The sequence below is a fragment of the uncultured Catenibacterium sp. genome (assembly GCF_900540665.1).
Lineage (GTDB): Bacteria > Bacillota_I > Bacilli_A > Erysipelotrichales > Coprobacillaceae > Catenibacterium.
In genome coordinates this window covers 1-23407 of record NZ_UQGV01000001.1, presented here as the reverse complement: position 1 = coordinate 23407, position 23407 = coordinate 1, and the positions used below count along the sequence as shown (strand labels likewise).

The 23407-nt window shown below is 33.2% G+C and carries 28 protein-coding genes and 1 pseudogene; 4 read left to right on the top strand and 25 right to left on the bottom strand.

Annotated features, from left to right (window positions below; genetic code table 11):
- Window positions 1–7 precede the first annotated feature (7 nt).
- The 19 genes from mgtE to QZQ55_RS00055 all read right to left on the bottom strand — a co-directional run bounded on the left by mgtE (window position 8) and on the right by QZQ55_RS00055 (window position 17396).
- Window positions 8–1351, bottom strand: a complete 1344-nt coding sequence (gene mgtE, locus QZQ55_RS00145) for a magnesium transporter (protein ID WP_295088370.1) — start codon at window positions 1349–1351, stop codon at window positions 8–10.
- 105 nt (window positions 1352–1456) lie between these two features.
- On the bottom strand, window positions 1457–2746 hold the full coding sequence (locus QZQ55_RS00140; RefSeq protein ID WP_295088367.1) for a galactokinase family protein: 1290 nt from the start codon (window positions 2744–2746) through the stop codon (window positions 1457–1459).
- Window positions 2747–2828: 82 nt separating this feature from the next.
- The gene (locus tag QZQ55_RS00135) at window positions 2829–3992 is read right to left on the bottom strand and encodes a cation diffusion facilitator family transporter (RefSeq protein WP_295088364.1); all 1164 of its coding nucleotides are present in this window, start codon (window positions 3990–3992) and stop codon (window positions 2829–2831) included.
- Window positions 3993–4036: 44 nt separating this feature from the next.
- Window positions 4037–4393, bottom strand: a complete 357-nt coding sequence (locus QZQ55_RS00130; protein ID WP_022425662.1) for a hypothetical protein — start codon at window positions 4391–4393, stop codon at window positions 4037–4039.
- Between the two features lie 36 nt (window positions 4394–4429).
- Complete coding sequence (locus QZQ55_RS00125; RefSeq protein WP_295088361.1) at window positions 4430–5218, bottom strand: histidinol-phosphatase HisJ family protein; 789 nt, start codon at window positions 5216–5218, stop codon at window positions 4430–4432.
- Window positions 5211–6680: a UDP-N-acetylmuramoyl-L-alanyl-D-glutamate--2,6-diaminopimelate ligase gene (locus QZQ55_RS00120; RefSeq protein ID WP_295088358.1), complete on the bottom strand. Its 1470-nt coding sequence runs from the start codon at window positions 6678–6680 to the stop codon at window positions 5211–5213. The genes QZQ55_RS00125 and QZQ55_RS00120 overlap by 8 nt, the downstream gene beginning before the upstream one ends.
- 44 nt (window positions 6681–6724) lie before the next feature.
- Window positions 6725–7366, bottom strand: a complete 642-nt coding sequence (gene hisIE / locus QZQ55_RS00115; RefSeq protein ID WP_270397525.1) for a bifunctional phosphoribosyl-AMP cyclohydrolase/phosphoribosyl-ATP diphosphatase HisIE — start codon at window positions 7364–7366, stop codon at window positions 6725–6727.
- The gene (hisF, locus tag QZQ55_RS00110) at window positions 7366–8133 is read right to left on the bottom strand and encodes an imidazole glycerol phosphate synthase subunit HisF (RefSeq protein ID WP_270397528.1); all 768 of its coding nucleotides are present in this window, start codon (window positions 8131–8133) and stop codon (window positions 7366–7368) included. The genes hisIE and hisF overlap by 1 nt, the downstream gene beginning before the upstream one ends.
- Complete coding sequence (hisA, locus tag QZQ55_RS00105; RefSeq protein WP_006506048.1) at window positions 8123–8842, bottom strand: 1-(5-phosphoribosyl)-5-[(5-phosphoribosylamino)methylideneamino]imidazole-4-carboxamide isomerase; 720 nt, start codon at window positions 8840–8842, stop codon at window positions 8123–8125. The genes hisF and hisA overlap by 11 nt, the downstream gene beginning before the upstream one ends.
- Entirely contained in the window at window positions 8836–9444 is a 609-nt protein-coding gene (hisH, locus tag QZQ55_RS00100; RefSeq protein ID WP_295088355.1) for an imidazole glycerol phosphate synthase subunit HisH, read from the bottom strand. Before hisH ends, hisA begins: the two co-directional genes overlap by 7 nt.
- On the bottom strand, window positions 9445–10032 hold the full coding sequence (hisB, locus tag QZQ55_RS00095; protein WP_022425668.1) for an imidazoleglycerol-phosphate dehydratase HisB: 588 nt from the start codon (window positions 10030–10032) through the stop codon (window positions 9445–9447).
- Window positions 10033–10035: 3 nt separating this feature from the next.
- Complete coding sequence (gene hisD / locus QZQ55_RS00090; protein ID WP_270397534.1) at window positions 10036–11331, bottom strand: histidinol dehydrogenase; 1296 nt, start codon at window positions 11329–11331, stop codon at window positions 10036–10038.
- A 1-nt stretch (window position 11332) separates the two neighbouring features.
- Entirely contained in the window at window positions 11333–11956 is a 624-nt protein-coding gene (hisG, locus tag QZQ55_RS00085) for an ATP phosphoribosyltransferase (RefSeq protein WP_307982770.1), read from the bottom strand.
- Window positions 11949–12911, bottom strand: coding sequence for an ATP phosphoribosyltransferase regulatory subunit (locus tag QZQ55_RS00080; RefSeq protein WP_307982727.1), 963 nt, complete (start codon window positions 12909–12911; stop codon window positions 11949–11951). The genes hisG and QZQ55_RS00080 overlap by 8 nt, the downstream gene beginning before the upstream one ends.
- A 334-nt stretch (window positions 12912–13245) precedes the next feature.
- Entirely contained in the window at window positions 13246–13551 is a 306-nt protein-coding gene (locus QZQ55_RS00075) for a type II toxin-antitoxin system RelE/ParE family toxin (protein ID WP_295088349.1), read from the bottom strand.
- Entirely contained in the window at window positions 13544–13834 is a 291-nt protein-coding gene (locus tag QZQ55_RS00070; RefSeq protein ID WP_006504885.1) for a hypothetical protein, read from the bottom strand. Before QZQ55_RS00070 ends, QZQ55_RS00075 begins: the two co-directional genes overlap by 8 nt.
- Before the next feature lie 478 nt (window positions 13835–14312).
- Entirely contained in the window at window positions 14313–15761 is a 1449-nt protein-coding gene (locus QZQ55_RS00065; RefSeq protein WP_295088346.1) for an oleate hydratase, read from the bottom strand.
- Window positions 15762–15860: 99 nt separating this feature from the next.
- Window positions 15861–16418: a TetR/AcrR family transcriptional regulator gene (locus tag QZQ55_RS00060; protein WP_006504883.1), complete on the bottom strand. Its 558-nt coding sequence runs from the start codon at window positions 16416–16418 to the stop codon at window positions 15861–15863.
- Between the two features lie 45 nt (window positions 16419–16463).
- Window positions 16464–17396 (bottom strand): AEC family transporter, encoded by a 933-nt coding sequence (locus QZQ55_RS00055; RefSeq protein WP_295088342.1) that lies wholly within the window; start codon window positions 17394–17396, stop codon window positions 16464–16466.
- Between the two features lie 224 nt (window positions 17397–17620).
- On the opposite strand from QZQ55_RS00055, the gene QZQ55_RS00050 reads away from it, so the two are divergent.
- The gene (locus tag QZQ55_RS00050) at window positions 17621–17884 is read left to right on the top strand and encodes a hypothetical protein (protein WP_295088339.1); all 264 of its coding nucleotides are present in this window, start codon (window positions 17621–17623) and stop codon (window positions 17882–17884) included.
- Between the two features lie 87 nt (window positions 17885–17971).
- Here QZQ55_RS00050 and QZQ55_RS00045 read toward each other — a convergent pair whose 3' ends face one another.
- On the bottom strand, window positions 17972–18364 hold the full coding sequence (locus QZQ55_RS00045) for a hypothetical protein (protein ID WP_295088335.1): 393 nt from the start codon (window positions 18362–18364) through the stop codon (window positions 17972–17974).
- 95 nt (window positions 18365–18459) lie between these two features.
- Between QZQ55_RS00045 and QZQ55_RS00040 the strand changes: the two genes are divergently transcribed.
- Window positions 18460–19188, top strand: coding sequence for an MIP/aquaporin family protein (locus QZQ55_RS00040; RefSeq protein WP_295088332.1), 729 nt, complete (start codon window positions 18460–18462; stop codon window positions 19186–19188).
- A gap of 52 nt (window positions 19189–19240) precedes the next feature.
- Here QZQ55_RS00040 and QZQ55_RS00035 read toward each other — a convergent pair whose 3' ends face one another.
- Window positions 19241–19477 carry a PF20097 family protein gene (locus tag QZQ55_RS00035; RefSeq protein ID WP_295088329.1) on the bottom strand — a complete coding sequence of 79 codons (237 nt, stop codon included), beginning with the start codon at window positions 19475–19477 and terminating at the stop codon, window positions 19241–19243.
- A 257-nt stretch (window positions 19478–19734) separates the two neighbouring features.
- On the opposite strand from QZQ55_RS00035, the gene gdhA reads away from it, so the two are divergent.
- A complete protein-coding gene (gene gdhA, locus QZQ55_RS00030) occupies window positions 19735–21078 on the top strand; it encodes an NADP-specific glutamate dehydrogenase (RefSeq protein WP_295088326.1) in 1344 nt (447 codons plus the stop codon).
- A gap of 61 nt (window positions 21079–21139) precedes the next feature.
- Here the strand turns inward: gdhA and QZQ55_RS00025 are convergent, their stop codons facing one another.
- The 4 genes from QZQ55_RS00025 to QZQ55_RS00010 are packed head-to-tail and all read right to left on the bottom strand — an operon-like array spanning window position 21140 to window position 22912.
- The gene (locus tag QZQ55_RS00025) at window positions 21140–21490 is read right to left on the bottom strand and encodes a hypothetical protein (RefSeq protein ID WP_295088323.1); all 351 of its coding nucleotides are present in this window, start codon (window positions 21488–21490) and stop codon (window positions 21140–21142) included.
- A gap of 13 nt (window positions 21491–21503) precedes the next feature.
- Window positions 21504–21935, bottom strand: a complete 432-nt coding sequence (locus QZQ55_RS00020; RefSeq protein ID WP_295088320.1) for a hypothetical protein — start codon at window positions 21933–21935, stop codon at window positions 21504–21506.
- A gap of 11 nt (window positions 21936–21946) precedes the next feature.
- Window positions 21947–22333, bottom strand: coding sequence for a hypothetical protein (locus QZQ55_RS00015; RefSeq protein ID WP_295088317.1), 387 nt, complete (start codon window positions 22331–22333; stop codon window positions 21947–21949).
- Window positions 22334–22363: 30 nt separating this feature from the next.
- Window positions 22364–22912, bottom strand: a complete 549-nt coding sequence (locus tag QZQ55_RS00010; protein WP_295088314.1) for a hypothetical protein — start codon at window positions 22910–22912, stop codon at window positions 22364–22366.
- Between the two features lie 179 nt (window positions 22913–23091).
- On the opposite strand from QZQ55_RS00010, the pseudogene QZQ55_RS00005 reads away from it, so the two are divergent.
- A pseudogene (locus QZQ55_RS00005) lies at window positions 23092–23407 on the top strand (response regulator); the annotation flags it as partial.

Genomic DNA, 23407 nt, shown 5'->3' with positions numbered 1-23407 from the left:
CCGTTCCTTATATTAACAAAGGAAGGAACAATGTGGCAAGACCTAAAAAGAAGAAAAATCCCATACAGTCTGTCACAGTTGTGACAAATACACCTGATGCAAGTGCTGGATCGATATTTAAACGTTTTAAGATAACTGGTACTAAATAACCCGCAATATTAGCTGCAAGCATATTTAAGATCATAGCAAGACCTGCCACTAAACCAAACCATGGGTTGCTTGCAAACCACCAGGCACCAAATGCGACAATAATGCCAATCACAATACCTGATAATAAACCAACTGTGATTTCTTTACAGAAAATCTGGAAGGCATTGTCTTTATCCACTTCACCAAGAGATAAACCACGACATAAAATAGTAAGTGACTGTGTCCCTGCATTACCACCCATTCCAGTGACAATGGACATAACTGAAGATAAAGAGACTACTTTCGCAATAGTCGATTCAAAATTAGCAACAACTGCAGCCGCCATCACAGCTGTAAATAAGTTTACAATAAGCCAGGGAATACGGCTCTTTGCGGATTCTAATACCGTAGAATCTACACGTTCTTCACCACTCATACCAGCCATCAAGTTGATATCTTCTGTTGTTTCTTCTTCCATGACATCCATAACATCATCTATTTCAATAACACCAAGCATATGATATTCTGAATCAACAACTGGCATCATATAGAAGCCATATTTCATAAACTTCTTAGCCACTTCTTCCTGGTCCATATTGACATCTACTGTCTTTACATTGGGATTCACAATATCCATGATTGGTGTATCGAAAGAAGAAGACACAATATCTCTTAATGAAATAACACCTTTTAATACCTTTTCTTTATCTAAAACATATAAATAATATGTTGTATCTTCTTCAACCTGAGTCTGTAAGAACTCTAATGTCTTTAATACTGTATTATTCGCTTTAATAGAAATGAATTCTGTTGTCATGATACCACCAGCAGTGCTTGGATCATACTTCAACAGACTTTCAATATGTGTCTTATCTTCTAAATCTAATTTAGATAATACATCTGCACGCTCTTCTGGATCATCTAGTTCACCAATCAAATCAGCTAATTCATCATCACTCATCTCATCTAAGATAGCACTCTGACGATCTTTAAGGAATGTTTTAAGGATCTCATACTGTTCATCTTCATCCTCTTCTTCCTCAATAACATCCGCAATAATATCATTTGGAAGTTTAGAAAGAATATTATTTAACTGACTATGATGATCCTGTAATACATCAAGAATATCCGCGGGGTGAATATCATCTATCGCTTCCTGAATCTGTTCTGAAGTCCCATTTATTAAGAGACTCGTAAGATGTTCTTTTGTCATCTTATCCATGTTATTCACCCTCCTTGTATATATAAAAGTCCTTTGCCATTTTATCATTTTTTATGTTAAATCTAAAGTCTTATGATGTAAAACTATTACAAAAAAAGTCATCGTTTAGATGACTTTCATAGCGCCCTGCTGTCTGATATGAGTAACATAACAGCAATGTTTACCCATATACTTTTCTATTTCATTCTTATACTTTCTTGCATAATCATTTTCAACAAATACTTGAATAGTACCTTCAAAACCAGGACCATGTACTCTTACTACACCCTTATCTTTTAGAATCTTTTCACTCATACAGATTGCAAGAGAAATGTTCTGATGAGAAGGGTCTTTTGAAGAATAAACATTCTGTAAATATTCAAATGAGCTGTTACCAGAACGTCTGATCTGAATCTTGAACTCATTGAAGTTACCATCTCTTAGTGCCTTTAATTCTTTATTCACACGCTTTTCTTCACTATAGAAATGCATTGCACGTAAGATAGCTCTATCTGAACATACTTTACGCATTGGTATAATATGATCGTAGAATTCATTTTCATCTACTTCTCTTAAGAATTCTTTACCGAAGTATTTAGCAACTGATCTCATTTCTTCGATAATAGCACGATATTCTTTAGTTAAGTTAACTGGTACATCTTTAGTATCTACAATACATAAAGAATGATTGAACTGTTCAAACTTGATCATCTGTTTCTTGATAAGTGGTTTCTTAGGGTCCTTGAAATCAATCTTAATTAAACCACCAATAGAACAAGCTGCCTGGTCCATTAAACCACATGGCTTACCAAAATAGATATTTTCAGCATACTGTGCAATCTGTGCAATAATTAATGGGCTAATAGAACCACTATTGTATAAACCATTTAAAATAGTCGCAAGAAGTACTTCTACTGCAGCACTTGATGACATACCTGAATAAAGTGGTACTTCACTTGTAAGATAAGCTTTAAAACCACCTACTTCATAGCCTAGTTTCTGAAACTGAGATACAATCCCTTTAATTAAAGATTCAGTTGTCCCCTGTTCATCAAAAGCTAACTTTAATCCTGCTTTACTAATTGTGATAGGACGAATATCTGGGAATCCTTCAGACACAATTCTTACAACATTGTCATCTGTAGGTGTCACAACCGCAATAATATCACGATTTACAGCACATGCAAGCATCTTACCATGCTGATGATCTGTATGCATACCACAGATTTCACTACGTCCTGGTGCACTATAGATTTCTACTTCTTCATCACCATATAAATCAATGAATTTTTTCAAAGCAGCAACATAACGGTTTTTCTGCTTTGTAAGTCTAGCATCTTCAGTATAAAGATCCTTAATCAGTGCTTTGTATTCCCCTTTATTAAATCCTGTAATAATCTTACTTGCTTTCTTCACTTGAATCACCTCGAATTTATATATGAAATTATTGTTAGTTATCTATTAAGATTTTAACATTTCTTACTATGGTTGTACACTTCTAGACAAATGAATATTCGAAATTAATAACACAATAATATGTCTGATTCATTTCTTTGACCTTAGAAGTAATTAATTTATTAAGTTCCTTCTTACTATACTTATCATCCTTCATTAATACATCAAAGACAAGGTTTGTATGTGTAGGACCTCTCACTATTCTAAAGTCATGGATAGAGAGTGATGAATCAATAGATTCTACAAGGTCACTGATCTTATCTCTTAACTCATTTGTGAGTGTATCATGGATATCAATAGGATCCATATGAATAGTAGTAAGAATATGGAACTTCTCCATCATTGCACGTTCAATATTGTCTATTTCATCATGTGTTGTCATCATATCTATAGAAGCATCTACTTCACAATGAACAGTTAAATAACGACGTCCTGGGCCATAATCATGCATCATTAAATCATGAATACCCATAACGCAGTTATTACTCATTAAATAGTCTTCTATTTCTTTAATTGTTTCTGGATCTGGTTTAATACCAAGAAGTGGATCAATAGTTGATTTTGCGATAGAAATACCTGAAATGACTACAACAACAGATACTGCCGCACCAATTAAACTATCCACTGGTAGATCAGTAACTAAAGAAGCGACTAGAGCCACAATAGTTGCAGAAGTTGCCATAACATCATTCATACTATCCTGGGCAGCTGCTTCTAATGCGGTTGAGTTGATTTCCTTGCCTGCCTTACGATTAAAATAACCCATCCATATCTTAACTAATACTGAGAATATCAAAGCAATAAGTGCAGGAACACTAAACTTAACTGCTTCTGGATTAAAGAGTTTTAAGACTGCATCCTTTAAACTCATTAAACCAACTAAAATAATTAAAAAAGAAATACCTAGACCGGTAATATATTCAAAACGTCCATGACCATATGGATGTTCTGCATCTGGATGCTTATTCGCAAGCTTAAAGCCAAAGAATGTCGCAATATTACTTCCTGCATCAGATAAGTTGTTGTAACCATCTGCCACAATAGAAACAGAATGAACTAATGTGCCAAAAATGAGTTTAAATACTACAAGTATGATATTACATACTATAGAAATAATAGAACAGACTGTTCCATATTGTTCTCTTACATGTGCATTTTCAGTATTCTTATAATCACGTACAAATGTCTTTATTAATAACTGATACATAAATATTCCCCCTTATCTATTAAAAAAGAGAAAGGAACCTTTCTCTAAAAAATTGAAACAATTTTTCTAACGTAAACGTTTCTTCCATCACGTCTTACGAGTTCTAATTCATCCATCTCATCAAGATATCCTTCAATCTTTGCGGCATTGACTTTCTTATTCGCAATCTTAACCAACATCTCAATAATTGCAGGAGAATCATCTTTTACATAGGCATTATTATCCTGATCATAATGTGGTTTATTCAATAATGTATTTAATACAGCCACATAAGCCCATTTTACTTCTAGTCTTATAAGGTTGTACTGCATCCCATTAAATAATTCACCAGGAATGTAGTATTGATCATTTTTTTCGCTGTTTAGTTCTTCTACGTCATCTTTTGTAAGTATTTCTATCATCTTTATCTCTCCCATCTCGCCTATTATAACATAGACTTAATTATCTTTCACTCTTTTTGTGAATGTAGTTACATCGTCAAAACCAATTTCCTGATAATGTTTTAAAACATCATCTACATGTTCTCCTACACGATCACTTGTATGAGAATCAGTACCAACAGTAATAATTGTACCACCTAATTCTTTATAACGCTTCACAATATCAAAATTAGGGAACCCACATGTCTTATTTAATGCATATCCCGATGTATTGACTTCAATACCCTTACCCTTTTGAATAAGTGTCTTTAAGATTTCATCAATAATATCCTGATACAATTCATGTTCTACACGTTTATCCTCATAAGGGCCATAACGCATAATATAGTCTAAATGACCTAAACAATTAAAACAGTCAAATGTCTGTACACATTTTAATGTTTCTTCAAAGAATTCTCTATGTGCTTCTTCTTTAGTCTTACCCTTGAAGAATTCTCCATAATAGAATTCTGTATGATGAATGACATGAATAGAACCAATAACATAATCAAAAGGACATTGTGATACAAATTCATTGATTTCATCAATATGATCTGTGTCTAATCCAACTTCTACACCAATCTTAATAGTAATACGGTCTACATATTCATTCTTCAAGGCACTCAGTTCCATGAAATAAGCATCTGTATCTAGATCAAATGTATCAATAGGATAATCAAAATCACGATGATCCGTAAAACATATTTCATCTAATCCCATTCTAATTGCCTGTTCAATATGTTCACGAGGACTTGATTCACTATCACCACTAAAATGTGTATGCATATGATAATCAATCTTACGCATTGAGTCCACGCTCCTTCTTATATTCCTCTAATACTTCTGTTTCAGAGAAATGGCGTGTCACTTCATCTTCACCAATCATATATGTTTCATGACCTTTACCAAGTAATAAGACAACATCACCCTTACTAGCCATATCTAATGCATGATAGATGGCTTCTTTACGGTCAGGAATAATAGTATATTCACCATGATATTTATCAATACCGACTACGATATCCTTGCAGATATCTACAATCTTTTCTCCTCTTGGGTTATCTGCAGTCAAGATAGAATAACCACCATGCTTTGCGACTACTTCTCCTGATTCATATCGTCTTGTTTTAGAACGTTTTCCTCCACTACCATAGACAACAATTAGCTTATTAGGATTATATTGTTCTACAGTAGAAATAATACTTTCAAAAGAAACACCATTATGAGCATAATCAATTAATACACTATAATCAGGTGAGACATGCATAACTTGTCCTCTACCTAATACATGAACCTGTGGTAATGTATTTTGTATATCCTTTGTAGGTACATCAATTAAATAACAGATCATAATGGCCACTAATGCATTATAGGCATTGAACTTACCTGGCATAGAAGCTTTAAAAGAGGCATTAATCAATCCCTTCGTATCAAAGGTAATACCTAATTCACCATTCTCATTATATAACTCAATATGGAGAGCTTTAAGATCACTGTCTTTTTCAATACTGTATGTTAATACCTTGCAAGGAACATCCTTTGTGAACTCTTCAAAATGTTCATCATCCTTATTAAATAAACCAACCTGACAGAAATCAAATAAATGTTTCTTACATGCCATATATTCCGCAAAATCCTTATGTTCATTTGGACCAATATGATCAGGTGAAATATTTGTAAAGACACCATAATCAAATTCAATACCAGCAACACGGTTCATTTTCAAAGCTTGACTTGATACTTCCATCACACAGTATTCACAATCATGTTCTACCATCTTTCTCATGATACGCTGTAATTCATAAGATTCTGGTGTTGTATTGGCTGTAGGTTCATGGATATCTCCAATAAAAGTACCATTTGTCCCAATAATACCAACCTTCTTACCTGCATGTTCTAGAATAGACTTGATCATTAATGAAGAACTTGTCTTACCTTTTGTTCCTGTAATACCAACTACCTTTAATTCCTTACTAGGATAATCAAAATAAGCACAAGATAATAAAGCCAACGCAATACGTGTATCCTTGACCCTAATATAAGTCATCCCCTCTTTTAAAGGTACATCCTGAGAAATCACAATCGCATGGGCTCCTTTTTCAATCACCTGATCAATAAAATCATGTGCATTAAAAGCAGCACCAACCATACAGACAAATAAGCTGCCTTCTTCTACCTTACGTGAATCATAGACTAATGTTGTAATATCGACATCTTTATTCCCAATGATTTCATATTCAAAACCATTTAATAACTTTTCTAATTTCATACAAACACCTCTCTTACTCGATTATAACAAAAAAGAGGAGAGATTTAAATCTCTCCTCTTGTATGGAATACTTTTTTGTTGCCTGTCACCTTATGTCTTTCCTTTAATTTATCTAAAACATCATCTACAGTTAAACCATAGACACTCATTAAGACTAATACATGATAATATAAATCGCCGATTTCACCAATTAAATCTTCTTTAGATGTATTCTTAGCTGCAATAACTGTTTCAGTCGCTTCTTCTCCAACCTTCTTACAGATTTTATCAATACCTTCATTTAATAAGTAGTTTGTATAAGATTTTTCTACTGGATGTACTTTTCTATCTTCAATAAGATCATAAAGTTCATGTGCAAAATCACTATTGTCATAAGGAATCACTTCATTAAAGAAGCAAGAATAAGAACCTGTATGACAAGCAGCTCCGACCTGTTCTACATAAATAACGATTGTATCTAAATCACAATCTAAATAAAGACCCTTAATATGCTGGAAATGTCCTGATTCTTCCCCTTTATGCCATAGTTTATTTCTTGAACGTGAATAGAACCAAGTATCTCCTGTTTCTAACATCTTTTCATAGGCTTCTTCATTCACATAAGCAAGCATTAATACCTGTTTAGTCTTGACATCCTGTACAATTGCAGGTACAAGACCATTCATTTTCTCAAAATCTGGTTTCATTACATATTTCTCCTTACTGGAATACCTGCCTGTGCACAGGATTCCTTAACTTCATCCACTGTGGCTTCACCAAAGTGGAATAAACTTGCAGCTAATGCAGCATCGCAGTCTGTTTCTTTAAAGACATCTACGATATCTTCTTTACCACCACAGCCACCACTTGCGATAACTGGAATATTAACTGCTGCCACTACTGCCTTCAACATATCGATATCAAATCCATCTCTTGTTCCATCCGCATCCATACTTGTAAGAAGTATTTCACCAGCACCAAGAGATTCACATTTCTTAACCCATTCTATTAAATCGAGTCCAGTATTTGTACGTCCACCTGCAACATAGACATCCCATCCAGAATGGTCTTCTCTCGCCTTGGCATCTACTGCGACAACTACACATTGAACACCAAACTCATCACTGGCTTCCTTAATAATATTTGGATTCTTGACGGCAGCTGAGTTAACAGATACCTTATCTGCACCTGCTGCAAGAATCATACGAAAGTCTTCAACTGTACGAATACCGCCACCCACACATAGTGGAATAGAAAGTTCATCAGCCCCTCTTTGGATCAGGTCCTTGATGATGTCTCTATTTTCATATGTAGCAGTAATGTCTAGAAAGACAACTTCATCTGCACTTTGACGGTCATATTCTTTCGCTAGTTCAATGGGGTCACCAACATCCTTCAGGCCAACGAAATTAACACCTTTTACAACCTTCCCATCTTTAATATCTAGACAGGGAATAATTCTTTTAGCCAGCATTTTCAATGACCTCCTTTAGATTAATACGCCCTTCATAGTATGCTTTACCTACAATACAGGCATAATAATCACGTTTATTAACTTCATAGACATCTTCATCATCTTTTACACCACCAGAGACGACAAAGTTAATCTTAGAATTAGCGTGTATTTCTTCATAAAGAGGGAAAGAAGGACCTGTGAGGGTACCATCTTTAGAGATGTCCGTACATACTATGTATTTCACACCTCTTTCTTCTAATTGATGAATAAATGTCAGATAATCTACATCACTTGTTTCAAGCCAGCCAGCAATACTGACCTTTCTATCTCTTACATCTACTCCTACGACTATTCTTTCTGGTCCATACTTTTTTAATGCTTCATCAAGAAAAGCAGGATTCTTAATAGCCGCCGTACCAAGAATCACACGATCTACCCCAATCTCATCTAAATACATAGAGACTGTATCCATATCACGAATACCTCCTCCTAATTCCATGGGAATAGAAATAGCAGCACGTATTCTTTTAATTGTTTCTTTATTAGTTGCATGGGCATCTTTTGCACCATCTAGATCTACTACATGGAGATACTTTGCACCCATCTTCTCAAATCCTGCTGCTAATTCTTCAGGATGTGATGAATAAACAACTTTCTTATTGTAATCGCCCTTATAAAGACGGACTGCTTCTCCATCTTTTAAATCAATGGCTGGAATAACTAACATGACACCAACTCCTTAAAGGCACGTAAGATCTTCTTACCAATCTCTCCACTCTTTTCAGGGTGGAACTGCGTACCCATGACATTATCTTTATATACAAAAGCAGTAATCTTCTTACCACCATAATTCACATAAGCCCCAATCTCATCTTCTGGACAATGCGCACTATATGAATGGACAAAGTAGACATAATCGCCTTCTTCTACATACTTTAATAAAGGATGAGACTGTTTAATAACTAACTGATTCCATCCCATATGTGGAAGCTTTGCATCGACTTCCATCTTATCGACAGAACCCTTTAAGAATCCTAATCCCTTTGTATGTCCATTCTCACTGCCTTCTTCAAATAAAAGCTGCATCCCAATACAAATACCAAGTATTGGTGTTCCCTTATCCTTCACTTCATTAAGTACAGGTACAAGATGACATGCTTCTAAATTACTCATAGCTGCAGGAAATGCGCCAACACCAGGAAAAATAATGCCATCCGCCTGACGAATAACTTCAGGATCATTTGTGACAACTACATCCATCCCCTGTCTTTTACAAGCATTTGTGACTGATCCAAGATTTCCTACATGATAATCAACAATCGCAATCATTTATAACACCCCTTTACTTGATACTACCTGCCCAATGTGGGCTTCATCAATTGTGACAGCCTCCTTGATGGCACGTGCCATAGATTTAAATATTGCCTCTATAATATGATGTGTATTCTTACCATAATGTTCATTAATATGTAAAGTCATGAAGCAGTTATAGGCAAATGCACGGAAGAATTCTTCTGTCATTTCTACTTCATAATTACCTAGATGAATATTATCTAGTTCCACATTAAAAACTAAATAAGGACGTCCACTAAAATCCAAGTCAGTCGTCACAAGTGCTTCATCCATAGGGATAGTAAAATGACCATAACGGGTAATACCACGCTTATCACCTAAAGCTTTATTGAAGCACTGTCCTAAGACAATCCCTAAGTCTTCTACAGTATGATGAGAATCAACCTGTAGATCACCTTTACATCTTACCTTTAAATCAAAATTACCATGGAAAGCAAGAAGCTCAAGCATATGGTCCATGAACCCTACACCTGTATCCACATCTGCTTCTCCTTTACCATCAATATTTAAAGAAACATATACATATGTCTCTTTTGTCTGTCTTTCTATTTCTGCCTGTCGCATAAATTAATCCTCGAAACGTACCTTGATACTATTAGCATGTGCATCTAAACCTTCTAGATGTGCAAACTTCATAATATCATCCTTGAATGTGCCAAGTACTGCCTGTGGATAATAGCTGAAAGCAGAATGTTTTACGAAATCATAAACACCTAAAGCACTATAGAACTTAGCAGTACCACCTGTTGGTAATACATGGTTTGTACCACTCATATAGTCACCTAATGGTTCTGGTGTATATTCACCTAAGAAGATAGAACCAGCGTTCTTGATATTTGGTAATTGTTCTAATGGGTTATCTACTAATACTTCTAAATGTTCAGGTGCAATCTTATTAGATAAGTTAATACCTTCCTTGATACTATCTACAATAACAGCACCACCATAGTTATCTAATGAAGACTTGATGATGTCTTTACGAGGTAAGTCTTCTACCTGTCTAACTAATTCTTCATCTACATTCTTTACTAATTCTTTTGAAGTTGTAATAAGAATCGCACTGGCAAGCTTATCATGTTCAGCCTGGCTCATTAAGTCAGCTGCGATATATTTAGGATTTGCGTTCTCATCAGCGACAATAAGAATTTCACTAGGTCCGGCAATCATATCAATATCAACGACTCCATAACATAACTTCTTTGCAGTTGCGACAAAGATATTACCTGGACCCACAATCTTATCTGCCTTCGTAATTGTATCAGTTCCATAAGCAGCAGCGGCAACACCCTGTGCTCCACCACATTTATAAATCTTAGTAATACCAGCTACATAAGCAGCAGCTAAAATAACATCAGAGACCTTACCATCCTTCTTTACTGGTGTAATAATATAAAGATCTTCTACACCTGCAAGCTTTGCAGGTACAGCATTCATCATAACAGTAGAAGGATAAGTAGCCGTTCCACCTGGCACATATAAAGCCACTGTGGCGATTGGACGCACTAACTGTCCCATGACAACACCATTATCCTTATACATAGTCCATGATTTTTCAATCTGGTTCTTATGATATTCAGTGATCTGATCCTTTGTGCGTTCTAGAATCTTCATGAATTCAGGTCCTACCTTAGTAATAGCATCCATGATTTCTTGTTTAGAAACGATGAAATCATCCTTTCTAGAAACATGGAAACCATCAAACTTAGCACAGTATTCCTTTAATGCATCATCCCCATTTTCACGTACATTATTAATGATTTCACTGACTGCCTTATTGACTTCTTCAGATATTTCAGTTTTTCTTGTATGAAGTTTATTTTCTAGTTCTTCATAGTTTCCTTTATAAATCAATTCTTTTAACACTTTAATGATCCCCCTTCTTTAGTGCATCCACTAGTTTGAATATTTCATCCTTCTTATATTTTAAAGCCACTTTATTCACAACCATTCTTGTAGAAATATCTGAAATCTTTTCAATCACTTCAAGACCATTGGCCTTAAGTGTAGATCCTGTTTCTACAATATCTACAATCGCATCAGATAAACCAACAACAGGTCCCAACTCTACAGAACCTTCCAGTTTAATAATTTCTACATCCTCCTGTTTAGATGCGAAATATTCTTTTGCGGTCTTTGTATATTTAGAAGTAATACGTTTACGACGATTAAATGTCTTTGTGCGATATTCTGGATAAGCCGCTAACGCAAAATAACATTTACCAATCTCTAAATCTAATAACTCATAATAATCATCAAAATCAGATTCATCCAAAGTATCCTTACCGACAAATCCAACATCCACAATACCGTGTTCTAGGAAAGTCAATACATCATTTGCTTTCGCAAAGATCATTGAAATACCATCCTTTGTCTCTATTAATAACTCACGGTCTTTATTAAAAATAGGATCTATATCAAAGCCCTGCTGTTGTAATAACTTACATACCTGCTTTTCTATTCTTCCTTTAGTAATCGCAATCTTAATCATTGGCTTCATTCTCCTTTCCTATTGCATCCAATACATTATTCAAATGATATGAGAATCCAATAGAAGGTACGTTCTTATAGAAATGATCAAACAAATGATCATAACGTCCTCCCTGGAGAATTGGATGAGCACTATAATAAGAGAATCCCTTCATCATAATACCTGTATAATAGCTTCTTTCAGGCACCATGCATAAATCAAAGATCATATTCTCTTTATGATTAGAGAACTCATACAATGATTCCATCTCTTCAATAGCTTCTAGAAGTTCTTCATCCTTCACAATCTCTTTTACTTCTCTTAAACATTTAATATTCCCAAAAGCACTAGGAAGAATTAATAAGAGTTTATTTAAATCTTCATCAAAATCATGTGCTTCTACTAAATGTTTCATATCAGAACTTTTCTTTTTCTTTAAGATATCAGTAAGAGAACGATCCATTACAAGAGCCATTAAACGCTTATAGAACTTTGCAGAACCAAGTTCTAGTTTTAAATCACTTAAACCAATATTCTGCATTGTTTCTTCAATAAGTGATAAGCATTCCTGATCTCCCTCACGTCCAGGAAGACCAAATAACTCAATACCACCCTGGAACAGTTCTGAACTTCTACCTTTATGTCGTGCCTGGGTACGATATACCTTACCAAAATAACTATAACGTCTTACTTCATCTGTATGAGCGTTACTATAGATACGTGCAATCGGTACAGTAAAGTCAGTTCTTAACGTAATACGCTTGCCTTCATGATTGATAAACTGAAACATTGTTTCTTCATTTGTCCCAAAACCACTTAACAAGTCTGCATATTCAAATGTAGGTAATAATAACTCCTGATATTCATGTGCATTGAATGTTTTTCTTAAATGTCCTTCAATTGTACGCATTAAAGAAGCGTCCATTCTAGTTGCATCATTACTTTCTTCAGGAATCAGATATTTAAATTCTTCCAAAGTTATGTCCCCCTTATATGTAAAAAGGAACAGGTCCAATGACCTGTTCCCTTATGTCATTGTTTCGTGTCCGCTTTTTTGAGTTGTATGTCAAAACGGGCTGTATCAAATTGATATAACCCTAACTAGAACCACGATGGTGATGGTGTAAATTGTTGACAAAAATTGTATTTTTCATAAATATTCACCTCGGTTTTTAATATACTACCACATTTCATTCATAAAAAAAAGCATTTTAATACAAAAAAGAGCCTTAAAAAAGGCTCTCAATTATAAAATAAAACTGGAATTAAATTTTTATATAAATCTACCATGTAAAAATTGATATCTTTTCTTAAAATAATTGTTTAACATAATCTTGCAGGCGATGTAGTATTCGTACAATCAAAATAGTTTCTTTAGTAATCTGATAAAATATAATGTAATTATCACATGTTAAAAATCGAAATCCACTATCAATATTATTTTCTAAATACCATACTGGTCCAAGTCGAGGATATTCCTTAATTTCACCAATTTTATTGAGAATTCCTTTTACTGTTTTTTCTGCTGCAATCGGATTATTCAAATCATCATAGATATAATCATAAATTTTATCCAAATCTTTTCTTGATTTTGGTGAATAAAATACTTTAATCATTGTTGAATCTCTTTTCAAAATGTTTTAGCATTTCGTCTTCATCAATCCACCCTTCTTCATTAGCAGAAACAACACTTTCATTTAACATGCTCATAAGTTTCATCTCAGCAACAAGTTTATCGTACTTCATTGCTTTTTCATACATTTCCTCCTGTTCATTGATATCCATAATCGTATAACAACCATGACCATTTTTTGTCAAATAAACAGGTGAGCCAACAGATACTTTTTCTAGCACTTGATTATAATTTCTTAAATCTGAAATAGGTTTAATAACTGGCATAACAATCACTCCTTACATCATTATTATACGTATTTATTAAGAATAATTCAAAGTAATATTTTTAGAAGAATTTTACTAATAATTTGTTTTCCGTTCTTTTATAATTCTGTTAAATATAGGATAGGGTGTTTATTATTCCACTTTAATTAATCACTCATTCCGATTAGGGTGACCAAGTGTTCCGATGAACTTGAGCACCTAAGAAAGTAGGCTAACCTATCACTAGGCTAGCCCCTTATCAAACCGTACGTGCACTATTAATGCATACGGCTTACCAATTTACTATTTATTTAATTTATGATTGGACTATCTTGATAAAGAATAGTCCATTTTCTTTAATTTCTCTTTTGTATAGAACGCTATACCTAGTTCTTTAAGTTTTTGCATGCCCTTGTTGACATGACATATAAACGACTGCCTGTCGTAAAAAAAAAGAACCTCATAATGAGATTCTTATAAGAAAGTACTTTCATATTATCTAGAAGAACTTATATTCCTTTAATAGGGCTTCTAGATCAGAGCCCTCTATTCTTTTTAACAACTCTTTTAAGACAAGACGTTTTGTGAATGACTGAGTTTCCATGAATGTCTCATCACCATATAAAGATGAGAAGACACTTAAATAGTCTTCAATAGAATAACGATAAGCTGGAATACTTCTAGTGATATGTAATAAACTATACACTGCATTCATTGCGGTATGCACAAGATAATCTAAGCTACCTGGATATTCATAAGGTAATGAAACTCCTTCACCTATATAAGCATAATTTAATCCATTGGTGTGTGCTTCACAATGAGTACTAGTATGAGTGTAAGGAACGGTAGAAGCAGACATCAATGAGAATTCATTGATTTTATCTTGTGGAATACCTAAATGATAAAGCCATTCTGCACATATCTCATAGCCTTTACTTTCTAGCATAGACTTTGCTACATAATCACCTGTCTTCTCTGGATGTAATCCATGAAGTAAAATAACACATTCATTCTCTTTCTGGTTCTTATAGTAAGGCTGTCTTGGTATTGTCCAGTTGAGCTCCCAGGCTGATTCATTAATTGGAATAACACCACCTGTAATATCTTCACCAGAAAGTGGATCTTTTTGAAGTATATTTCTTAAGTAATAGATGATCTTTTCATAATGAGTTGTAATAACTGCATGCCCTATAGAATCTTTACTTTGACTAGTATGAATAAATAGAAGATCCTGATTTGTCAAATCTATAGTTTCTTCCATGCCTTCACTCTTAATAGAAAAGGCAGTGGCTTTATTGTCTTCTGTTTCTATATGAGTCACTTCAGTATTGAAATGGAAGACTACATGATGTGCCTCTAGATATTCTATAATAGGTACAATCACTGATTCATATATACAGTACTTAGGAGAAATCATGCTGTGCGAGGTCAATATATGCATATAGCGATGTAATGTCACTTTAAAAGAATAAGCATCATTGACTGGAAATAAAGCATGCCAATAATAATAGAAATCAGATTCCATAAAGTCCTGACTGAATACATCTTTAATCTGTTTACCTTCTAATTGTTCATCTGAAGTAAAGAAGAAATGAACTAGTTCTGATATTAATTGATCACTTAATTGTATATTATGAATAGTCTTCATAGGTGCATCATGATTTAAATAAGTCATTTCATCTAAAACAGTGAGTCCCTCTGTTTCTATAGAAGGTATAGAACGTAATATATCCCATAAATAGAGACTACGATTATCTACAAAAGAAAGATAAGACTCATAATGGTGAAATGAATCTACTGAATCTATAATATGAATATGTTCACCCTTTAATGAACCATCTCTCAATAAATAACAGGCAGTCACTAAGCTAGTAAAGTCACTTCCTAATATATATGCATTATGTGCATCAATGTTTTCTCTTTTTCTTGGCTTCACAAATAAATCCATGGCAATCCCTCCTATCCTCATAGTATAGAAAAAATAAAATATAAAAAAATAAACATCCCATACAAGATGTTTATTCTTTATACATTATAGTGTTTTTGTTTAAAAGGTTTCATAGCGTTTTAAGGCCGCTTTGATGTTTCCTTTGATTGCTTTATCTAGTTTACGGATAATAAGTTCTGGGTCCTGTCGCATATCATTATTGATCCATTCTAATGTAAGACCGACAAAAGAATACTTATAGAAATTCGCAAGGAACTCTTTGTCATCTTCTCTGACATTCATTCCTACAGCCTGTTCATCTACAACATCCTTTAATAACTTATATACAATTCTATAAAGATATGTTTCTACATGTTCACGACTAACAGAACGATAAACATTAGTGACAAATGGTTTGTTGTCTAAGATAGCACCAAAGAGTGCATAGAGACCTTCTTCCCATGTATCAGATGTTTTATGGCCCTGTAATACTTCTTCAGCATCCTGAATACATGACCATTCTACGAGATCATAAATATCCTGGAAATGATAATAGAAAGTCATACGGCTGATACCACAGTCTTCCGCAATATCATTAATAGTGATCTTATCAAGAGGCTTCTTTAATAATAAATGTTTCAAAGACGCTTCAATAGCGCGTTTCGTAGTTTGTGACATTTTAGCCCTCCTTATATTCACTATTATGCACGTTGTTTTTATATTTTACAACAAAAACGTATAGATGATATTGATGATTGGCATAGTAATAATACATAAAAGAACAGATAATGCGTTAATAACTGAACTTTCAAAAGCATGATTATCATATAATTGCGCAAACTGAGTCACAGTAGAAGCGGCTGGACCACTGGCTGCAAGTAATGAAATCATTAATACCTGTGATGCACTTGGGAATAGTTTTGTCATACCTGTAAAAATAAAAACTAATAAAATAATTGCTGGGAATACAACTAAACGAAGGAAACATACGACATAAGCACGGACATTGGTAAAGACTTCCTTCATATTCATACCAGCAAGTAACATTCCAACTACAAACATACTCAATGGTCCCATTAAGCTGCCCATACCAGATACAGCACTCTGAAACATCGTAGGTAATTTAATCTGTAAAAAAAACATAATGATACCTGCTGCAATCGCAATCATATTGATGTTCAAGAGAATCTTCTTTAAATCAAAGTGTGTATCTTCACTAATAATAAACTTACAATGTGTCCACAATAATATAGTCTGTACAATCATATAACCTGAACAATAGAAAACCATTTCGTTCCCTAATACGATAGAAACAAGAGGAAGAATCAAGTTTCCACAGTTAGGATACATGATGGACATTGATTCAATCGCATTAAAATGACATTTCTTTGTGAGTATCTTAGCAAGTATATAATAAATAACATGTACAAGAATAGCTGCACCAATAGACAGTAAGAAACCTTTTAACTTTTCTTCTGTCAAGTCAATCTGGAATGAATTGATGATTGCACAAGGTGCAGAAACATATAATACAATCTGTGATAAAAGTTTTGATTCTGATATTGTACATATATCTGTTTTAATGAGTACATATCCTACTCCTATCATAATAAATAAAGCTCCAATTTGTGTAGCAAGTGAAATAGCTAGATCCATATCTTTAACCCTCCTAGAAGGCATCATACACTTATTATCTTCTAAAAGCTTTTTTTTGCATAAGATGAAAAAAGTAATTGGCACAAATCTATAGTGAACACTTTAATACATTGTATGTTTGTAAAATTCATTCTACAATACTTATTCAAATATATATACTTGTTGATATTATTATTATGATACAATATATTTGTAAAAATACTTAACATAAAGAAAGAAGAATCATGACTACAACTATTATTTACTTCTTAATTGTATTGATTCTACAGTTACTCTTATTCCTATTTATCAAACGTAATCATAATAATAGCGTACTACTTGTTTTGATTTCTTTAGGTATTTCTATATCTGCTGCAATATCTTTCTGGAACACAGCTATTCTTATAGATGAACTAGGTATAAGTTCCAGTATTCTCGATACACTATTCTTCGGTATATCTATCATATTATCTTTAGTTAATATGTATACTGTACTCAAAGGGAAATAATCAGACCATATAGTCACATATACGACTATATGGTTTTTTAGTAAAAGAAAACACCAAATAGATGCCCATTTGGTATTTCACATGATTTTACATATTTTCTTGTTCTTTCGCGGATTCCTGTAATAATTGATAGTTTTCCATGAACTCTTCACTATTACTTACATAAGCATAAGAAATATACTTATGAGCAATCTTGATCTTATGTTTACCTACTGCCTTGATTGATTTAATATCTTTTACTTCAATCATTTCTGGAAGCAATGCGACATATTTCCATGTATATATCATGATAATATCGCTATATAAGTGAAGATTATAGCCAGCCAAACAGATTAATGCGATAGTGATTGTCATAATAAGAGCTAAAACAAAACGCATCTGTGAATGCCATACGACCTTGGAATAAATAGATAATGCAAGTAATGCAGGAATCATAATGATCATAAATACTGTTACTCTAAAATCTTTAAATTTTTTCATTTTATCACCTTTTCACATTCTACATGGATTAGGGTCATTTGACAAGTTATTGAATTTGTCTTACACTCAATTCATAAAAATATTGGAGGTATTCAATGAAAATCAAGAAATTTCTATCTGAACTACTTGGTACTTTCCTTCTTGTATTTCTAGGTACTACAGCCTATGCATTACTTGGATCTACAGGACTAGGTTCTACATATAGTACAGTAGCAGGTATTATCGGTATTGCAGTTGTATTCGGTCTTGCAATGACATTTGTTTATTATATGTTCTCTTCTATTTCAGGAGCACATGTTAATCCAGCAGTGTCTATTGCAATGTATTTTAATGGAGCTATCTCTCTAGCAGAAATGTTCCTGTATATTGTAGCACAGCTATTAGGGGCAATTCTTGCAAGTGGATTACTACTTGGTATTCTTAAATGTATTCCTAGTGTATCTATTACTACTTTAGGTATTGGACAGACAGGTTATAGTTCTTTAAGTATGATTTCATTAGATGTAAAGGGTGCTATTCTTGTAGAATCTGTATTAACTTTTGTATTTGTATTAGTGTACTTACATGTAGTCAATGATGAGAGATTAGAAAGACTATCTGGATTATTAATTGGTGGTGCTTTAACACTTGTAACCATTCTAGGTATCCCATTTACCGGTGCTTCTATTAACCCTGCAAGATCATTTGGTCCAGCTGTTATTATGAAGATACTTGGCAAAGGCACTGCACTTAATCAGTTATGGGTATTCTTATTATCACCACTTACTGGTGCTTTAGTCGCTTATATCGTTTATAAACTATTAAAAGGCGAAAAGATTGCATAATTCAACTGATTCAAAATCTAATGAGCATCACAATAATGTGGTGCTCATTTTTTTATTCCTTGTTGTCAGCTATGATAATGACATGACATGTATCACATCTGTATGCATCGATTTTATCACCTTTAAAATAACGGAAATTACCTAATTTGACATCTTCCTGTAAATAATGCCAGCTATCTGGAAAAACTGGTATTTTAGAATCCGTTGACCATGTCAAAGCCTCATCCCTTGTTTTGATATAACCGTGAATTAATTTACCTGAACAATAAGGACATCTATCAAATTTCAATTCAATCCCTCCTCCAACAAAAAAATTTTTCTATATATGTATTATACCATCCCCAAAAATATATAGTCCATCAATCATTGTATCAGCTTTCATCTTGTCACCTATCAAACTAGAACTTCCTGCCTAATTTTAGACAAAAAACATAAATCCTATTTTTTTATTACCTTAACCCTTATTTTATCTTTGTGATAATAATTTCTTATTTTATAGAAATTCTATCATACACATAATATAATTGTCTCAAGGAGGATTTCGTTATGAAATATGTTGATAAGGTTTTAACAGAATTAAAAGAAAAGAATGCTGATCAGCCAGAATTCATTGAAGCGGCTACAAACATCTTAAAGAGTTTGGAACCAGTTATTGAAGCACACCCTGAATATGAAAATATGGCTATCCTTGAAAGATTTACTGAACCTGAAAGAGTCATTATGTTTAAAGTCCCTTGGGTTAATGATGAAGGTAAGACTATTGTGAATAGAGGTTACCGTGTACAGTTCTCTAGCGCAATCGGTCCTTACAAAGGTGGTTTAAGATTCCATCCTTCAGTAAACTTAGGTATTATTAAATTCTTAGGTCTTGAACAGATTTTAAAGAACTCTCTTACAACTTTACCTATCGGTGGTGGTAAAGGTGGTTCTGACTTTGATCCACAGGGTAAGAGTGATGCTGAAGTTATGCGATTCTGTCAGTCATTCATGACTGAATTATACCGTCATATCGGCCCTAACGTAGACGTACCTGCTGGTGATATCGGTGTAGGTGGAAGAGAAATCGGATACTTATTTGGACAGTATAAGAGAATTAAAGATGCTTATGAAAACGGTGTTTTAACTGGTAAGGCTTTACCATTTGGCGGAAGCTTGATCCGTCCTGAAGCAACTGGTTTTGGTGCTGTTTATTATGGTAATGAAGTATTAAAGCATTTCAATGACAGCTATGAAGGCAAGACTATTGCATGTTCTGCATATGGTAACGTAGCATGGGGTGTTGCTCAGAAAGCAACTGAACTTGGTGCTAAGGTTGTAACTATTTCTGGTAGAGATGGTTATGTCTATGACGCAGATGGTATTAATACTCAGGAAAAGTGGGACTTCCTTGTTGAAATCAGAACTAAGAACGATGTTAAGTTAAAAGACTATGCTGAAAAGTTCGGTGCTGAATTCCATCCAGGAGAAAAGCCTTGGGGTGTTAAATGTGATATGGCATTCCCTTGTGCAACACAGAATGAAATCGAAGAAGAAGATGTTAAGAAGTTAATTGAAAATGGATGTAAGTATATTATCGAAGGTGCTAATATGCCTACTACTCCAGAAGCAATTGAATACTTCACAACACATGGTGGTACTTTAGGTCCTGCAAAGGCAGCAAATGCTGGTGGTGTTGCAGTTTCTGCACTTGAAATGAGTCAGAACTCAATGCGTTATAACTGGACTAGAGAAGAAGTAGATGCAAAACTACATACTATCATGGTAGATATCTACAATAACTCTGTTGCAGCAGCTGAAAAATATGGTTTAGGTTATGACTTAATCAAAGGTGCAAACATTGCAGGCTTTGAAAAAGTTGTAGATGCCATGATTGCTCAGGGTAACTATTAATATTAACGAGAGTTGTAATGAAATCATTACAACTCTTTTTTTGCGCTTTAAAAAAGGTGGATTAATCAAATTCCACCTTTTTCTTATGATTATAGATTATACTTATTATAATATAACAGACTAACACTCCTGCAATCACAAACTTACATTCTTGAGAAAAATGACTTATTCTCAAAATCAACAAAATCATAAATATAATGATCATACAAATATTCTCTTGAAGTAATACTTTTGCGGATTTGTTTTTCTTCATACTTTCAATAAGCTCATAAACAAGTACTATTGCATCAAAAATCAAAATAACTGCTGCTATTCCTAAACGATACTTTGATGGAATCGCATCAAGATCATTAAATATTAGAAATAGGAATGTAATGATTACACCAGTAAAATAATTCAGAATTTTTTTCATAATAGAACCTCTCTTACATATAATAGTATATTATTTTTTTATTAGACGCTAGGGATTGCGACTGATTTCTTTTTTTCTTTTTCTTTCTTCTCTCTTTAATATTATGAGTAATTGCGATTACCTGGTAAATTATTACTGAACCTGATAATACTGCACCAATAATTGGATGTACAATATCTAAATGCAAAGGTATAAGAACAATAAGTGAAATAAGCACAAAGATATCAGTTTGTAAAAATACTTCTTTTGATTTGTTCTCTTTCATTCTGTCATTAAGAAGATATCTTAAAATGATTGCATCAAGCACAAAGAGTATAACTAATATAATTGATCGATTTTTTGATAATATCGTGTAAGAATCACCAAACATCAAATACCATACTGTGAACGCAGTACTCAATCTAGTACATATTTTCATGACGTTTTTTTTTGTTAAAAATTTCATAATGAATCCTCCTATGAGAGTCTATTATTTTTAGATGTTGATTTTATTGATTTCCAATCCTTAACAAAATTGTAGACCAAGCCTATAATTAAATACAAAATAGTTATAGATTCTACTTCGGAACGAAATCTTGATGGAACAACATTAAATACTAGAAGTGTAAAAATAGTCGCCGAAACTAAAGTACAAACATAATCATCTAAAAACATTTTAATTGAATGATTTTTCTTTCTACTTTCAACAATTGCGATTATTGCACAGATTGCATCAATGATCAGAATGATAGCCGCTATTCCTAGACGATATTGAGATGGAATCATATTGCTACCATCTAAAAACTCAAACAAAAACGTAACCAATATCCATACACATATATTTAAATTCAAAAATTTTCTCATAGTAAGTCCTCCTTAATAAAATGTGAGTGTTTAAATATAAGGTTTAGTGCTCATCCGCAAACTATTAGTTTTAAAACTATATGACTTTTTTGGGCCACTACCAAATTTCATTGTAAGAGTTATATAAGTTCTCCTATTATTCTTCTGACATTTATATTTTAAACAGCCTTTTACTTGAGTTCCTACCGCTAACTTAAAAGCTGGCATCACCTTTTTAAGGGATGAAATAGAAGTTGCTGTAAAAGCTAAAATACTACCTGCTAGAAGTCCAGCTGTTTGATAATCAACAGTAAAATTCATTTTATAATGTGATGCATTTCTAGGATGATTTGCATGAACAATACACTTTTTATTTCTTCTATTAATTGTGAGTACACCTGTCTTTTTATCATATACTATATAATCTACATGCTTTTTTTTCTTATTAATTACATCCACATATCTTTTTTCACTATTCTCAAATAATTCATAGGAATAATGATTCAAATTGTTTTCTTCAATATGATCTGCAAAAACATTAGTTATCGGGATATTTAAAATCATCACAAGAGATAATAGTATTATCATTAATCTCTTCATTGCTTTAAACCTTCCTCTTTTTAATTTCCATCTAGATGTTAACTAAATGTTATACTATGATATTAAATTTGCCTATAATTCTCGCATAAGAGACACATTTTCGTGCATAAAAGACATTCCACAAAAAATCCTCTCTAATCTAATAAAATAATATGTTAAAATATTACAGAGGTGATGTTATGAATATACTGATTTGTGATGATAATACTGCTTTCGCAATGCAGCTACAAAAGGATATAAATGAATACTTTCATAATCCTAATATGATTACAAATGTGATTACTGACCATTTTGATCAAATAGAAGGTACATATGATGTTATATTCATGGATATTGAATTAAATGATAAGAACGGTATTGAAATCGCAAAATATCATAAAAACAAGCATAACTGTCTGGTTATATTCACATCAAGTCACGAGAATCTTGTATTTAATACATTTTGCAAAAGTCAATATAAAAATGTAGGTTTAGGACAATATAAGAATGTAGGTT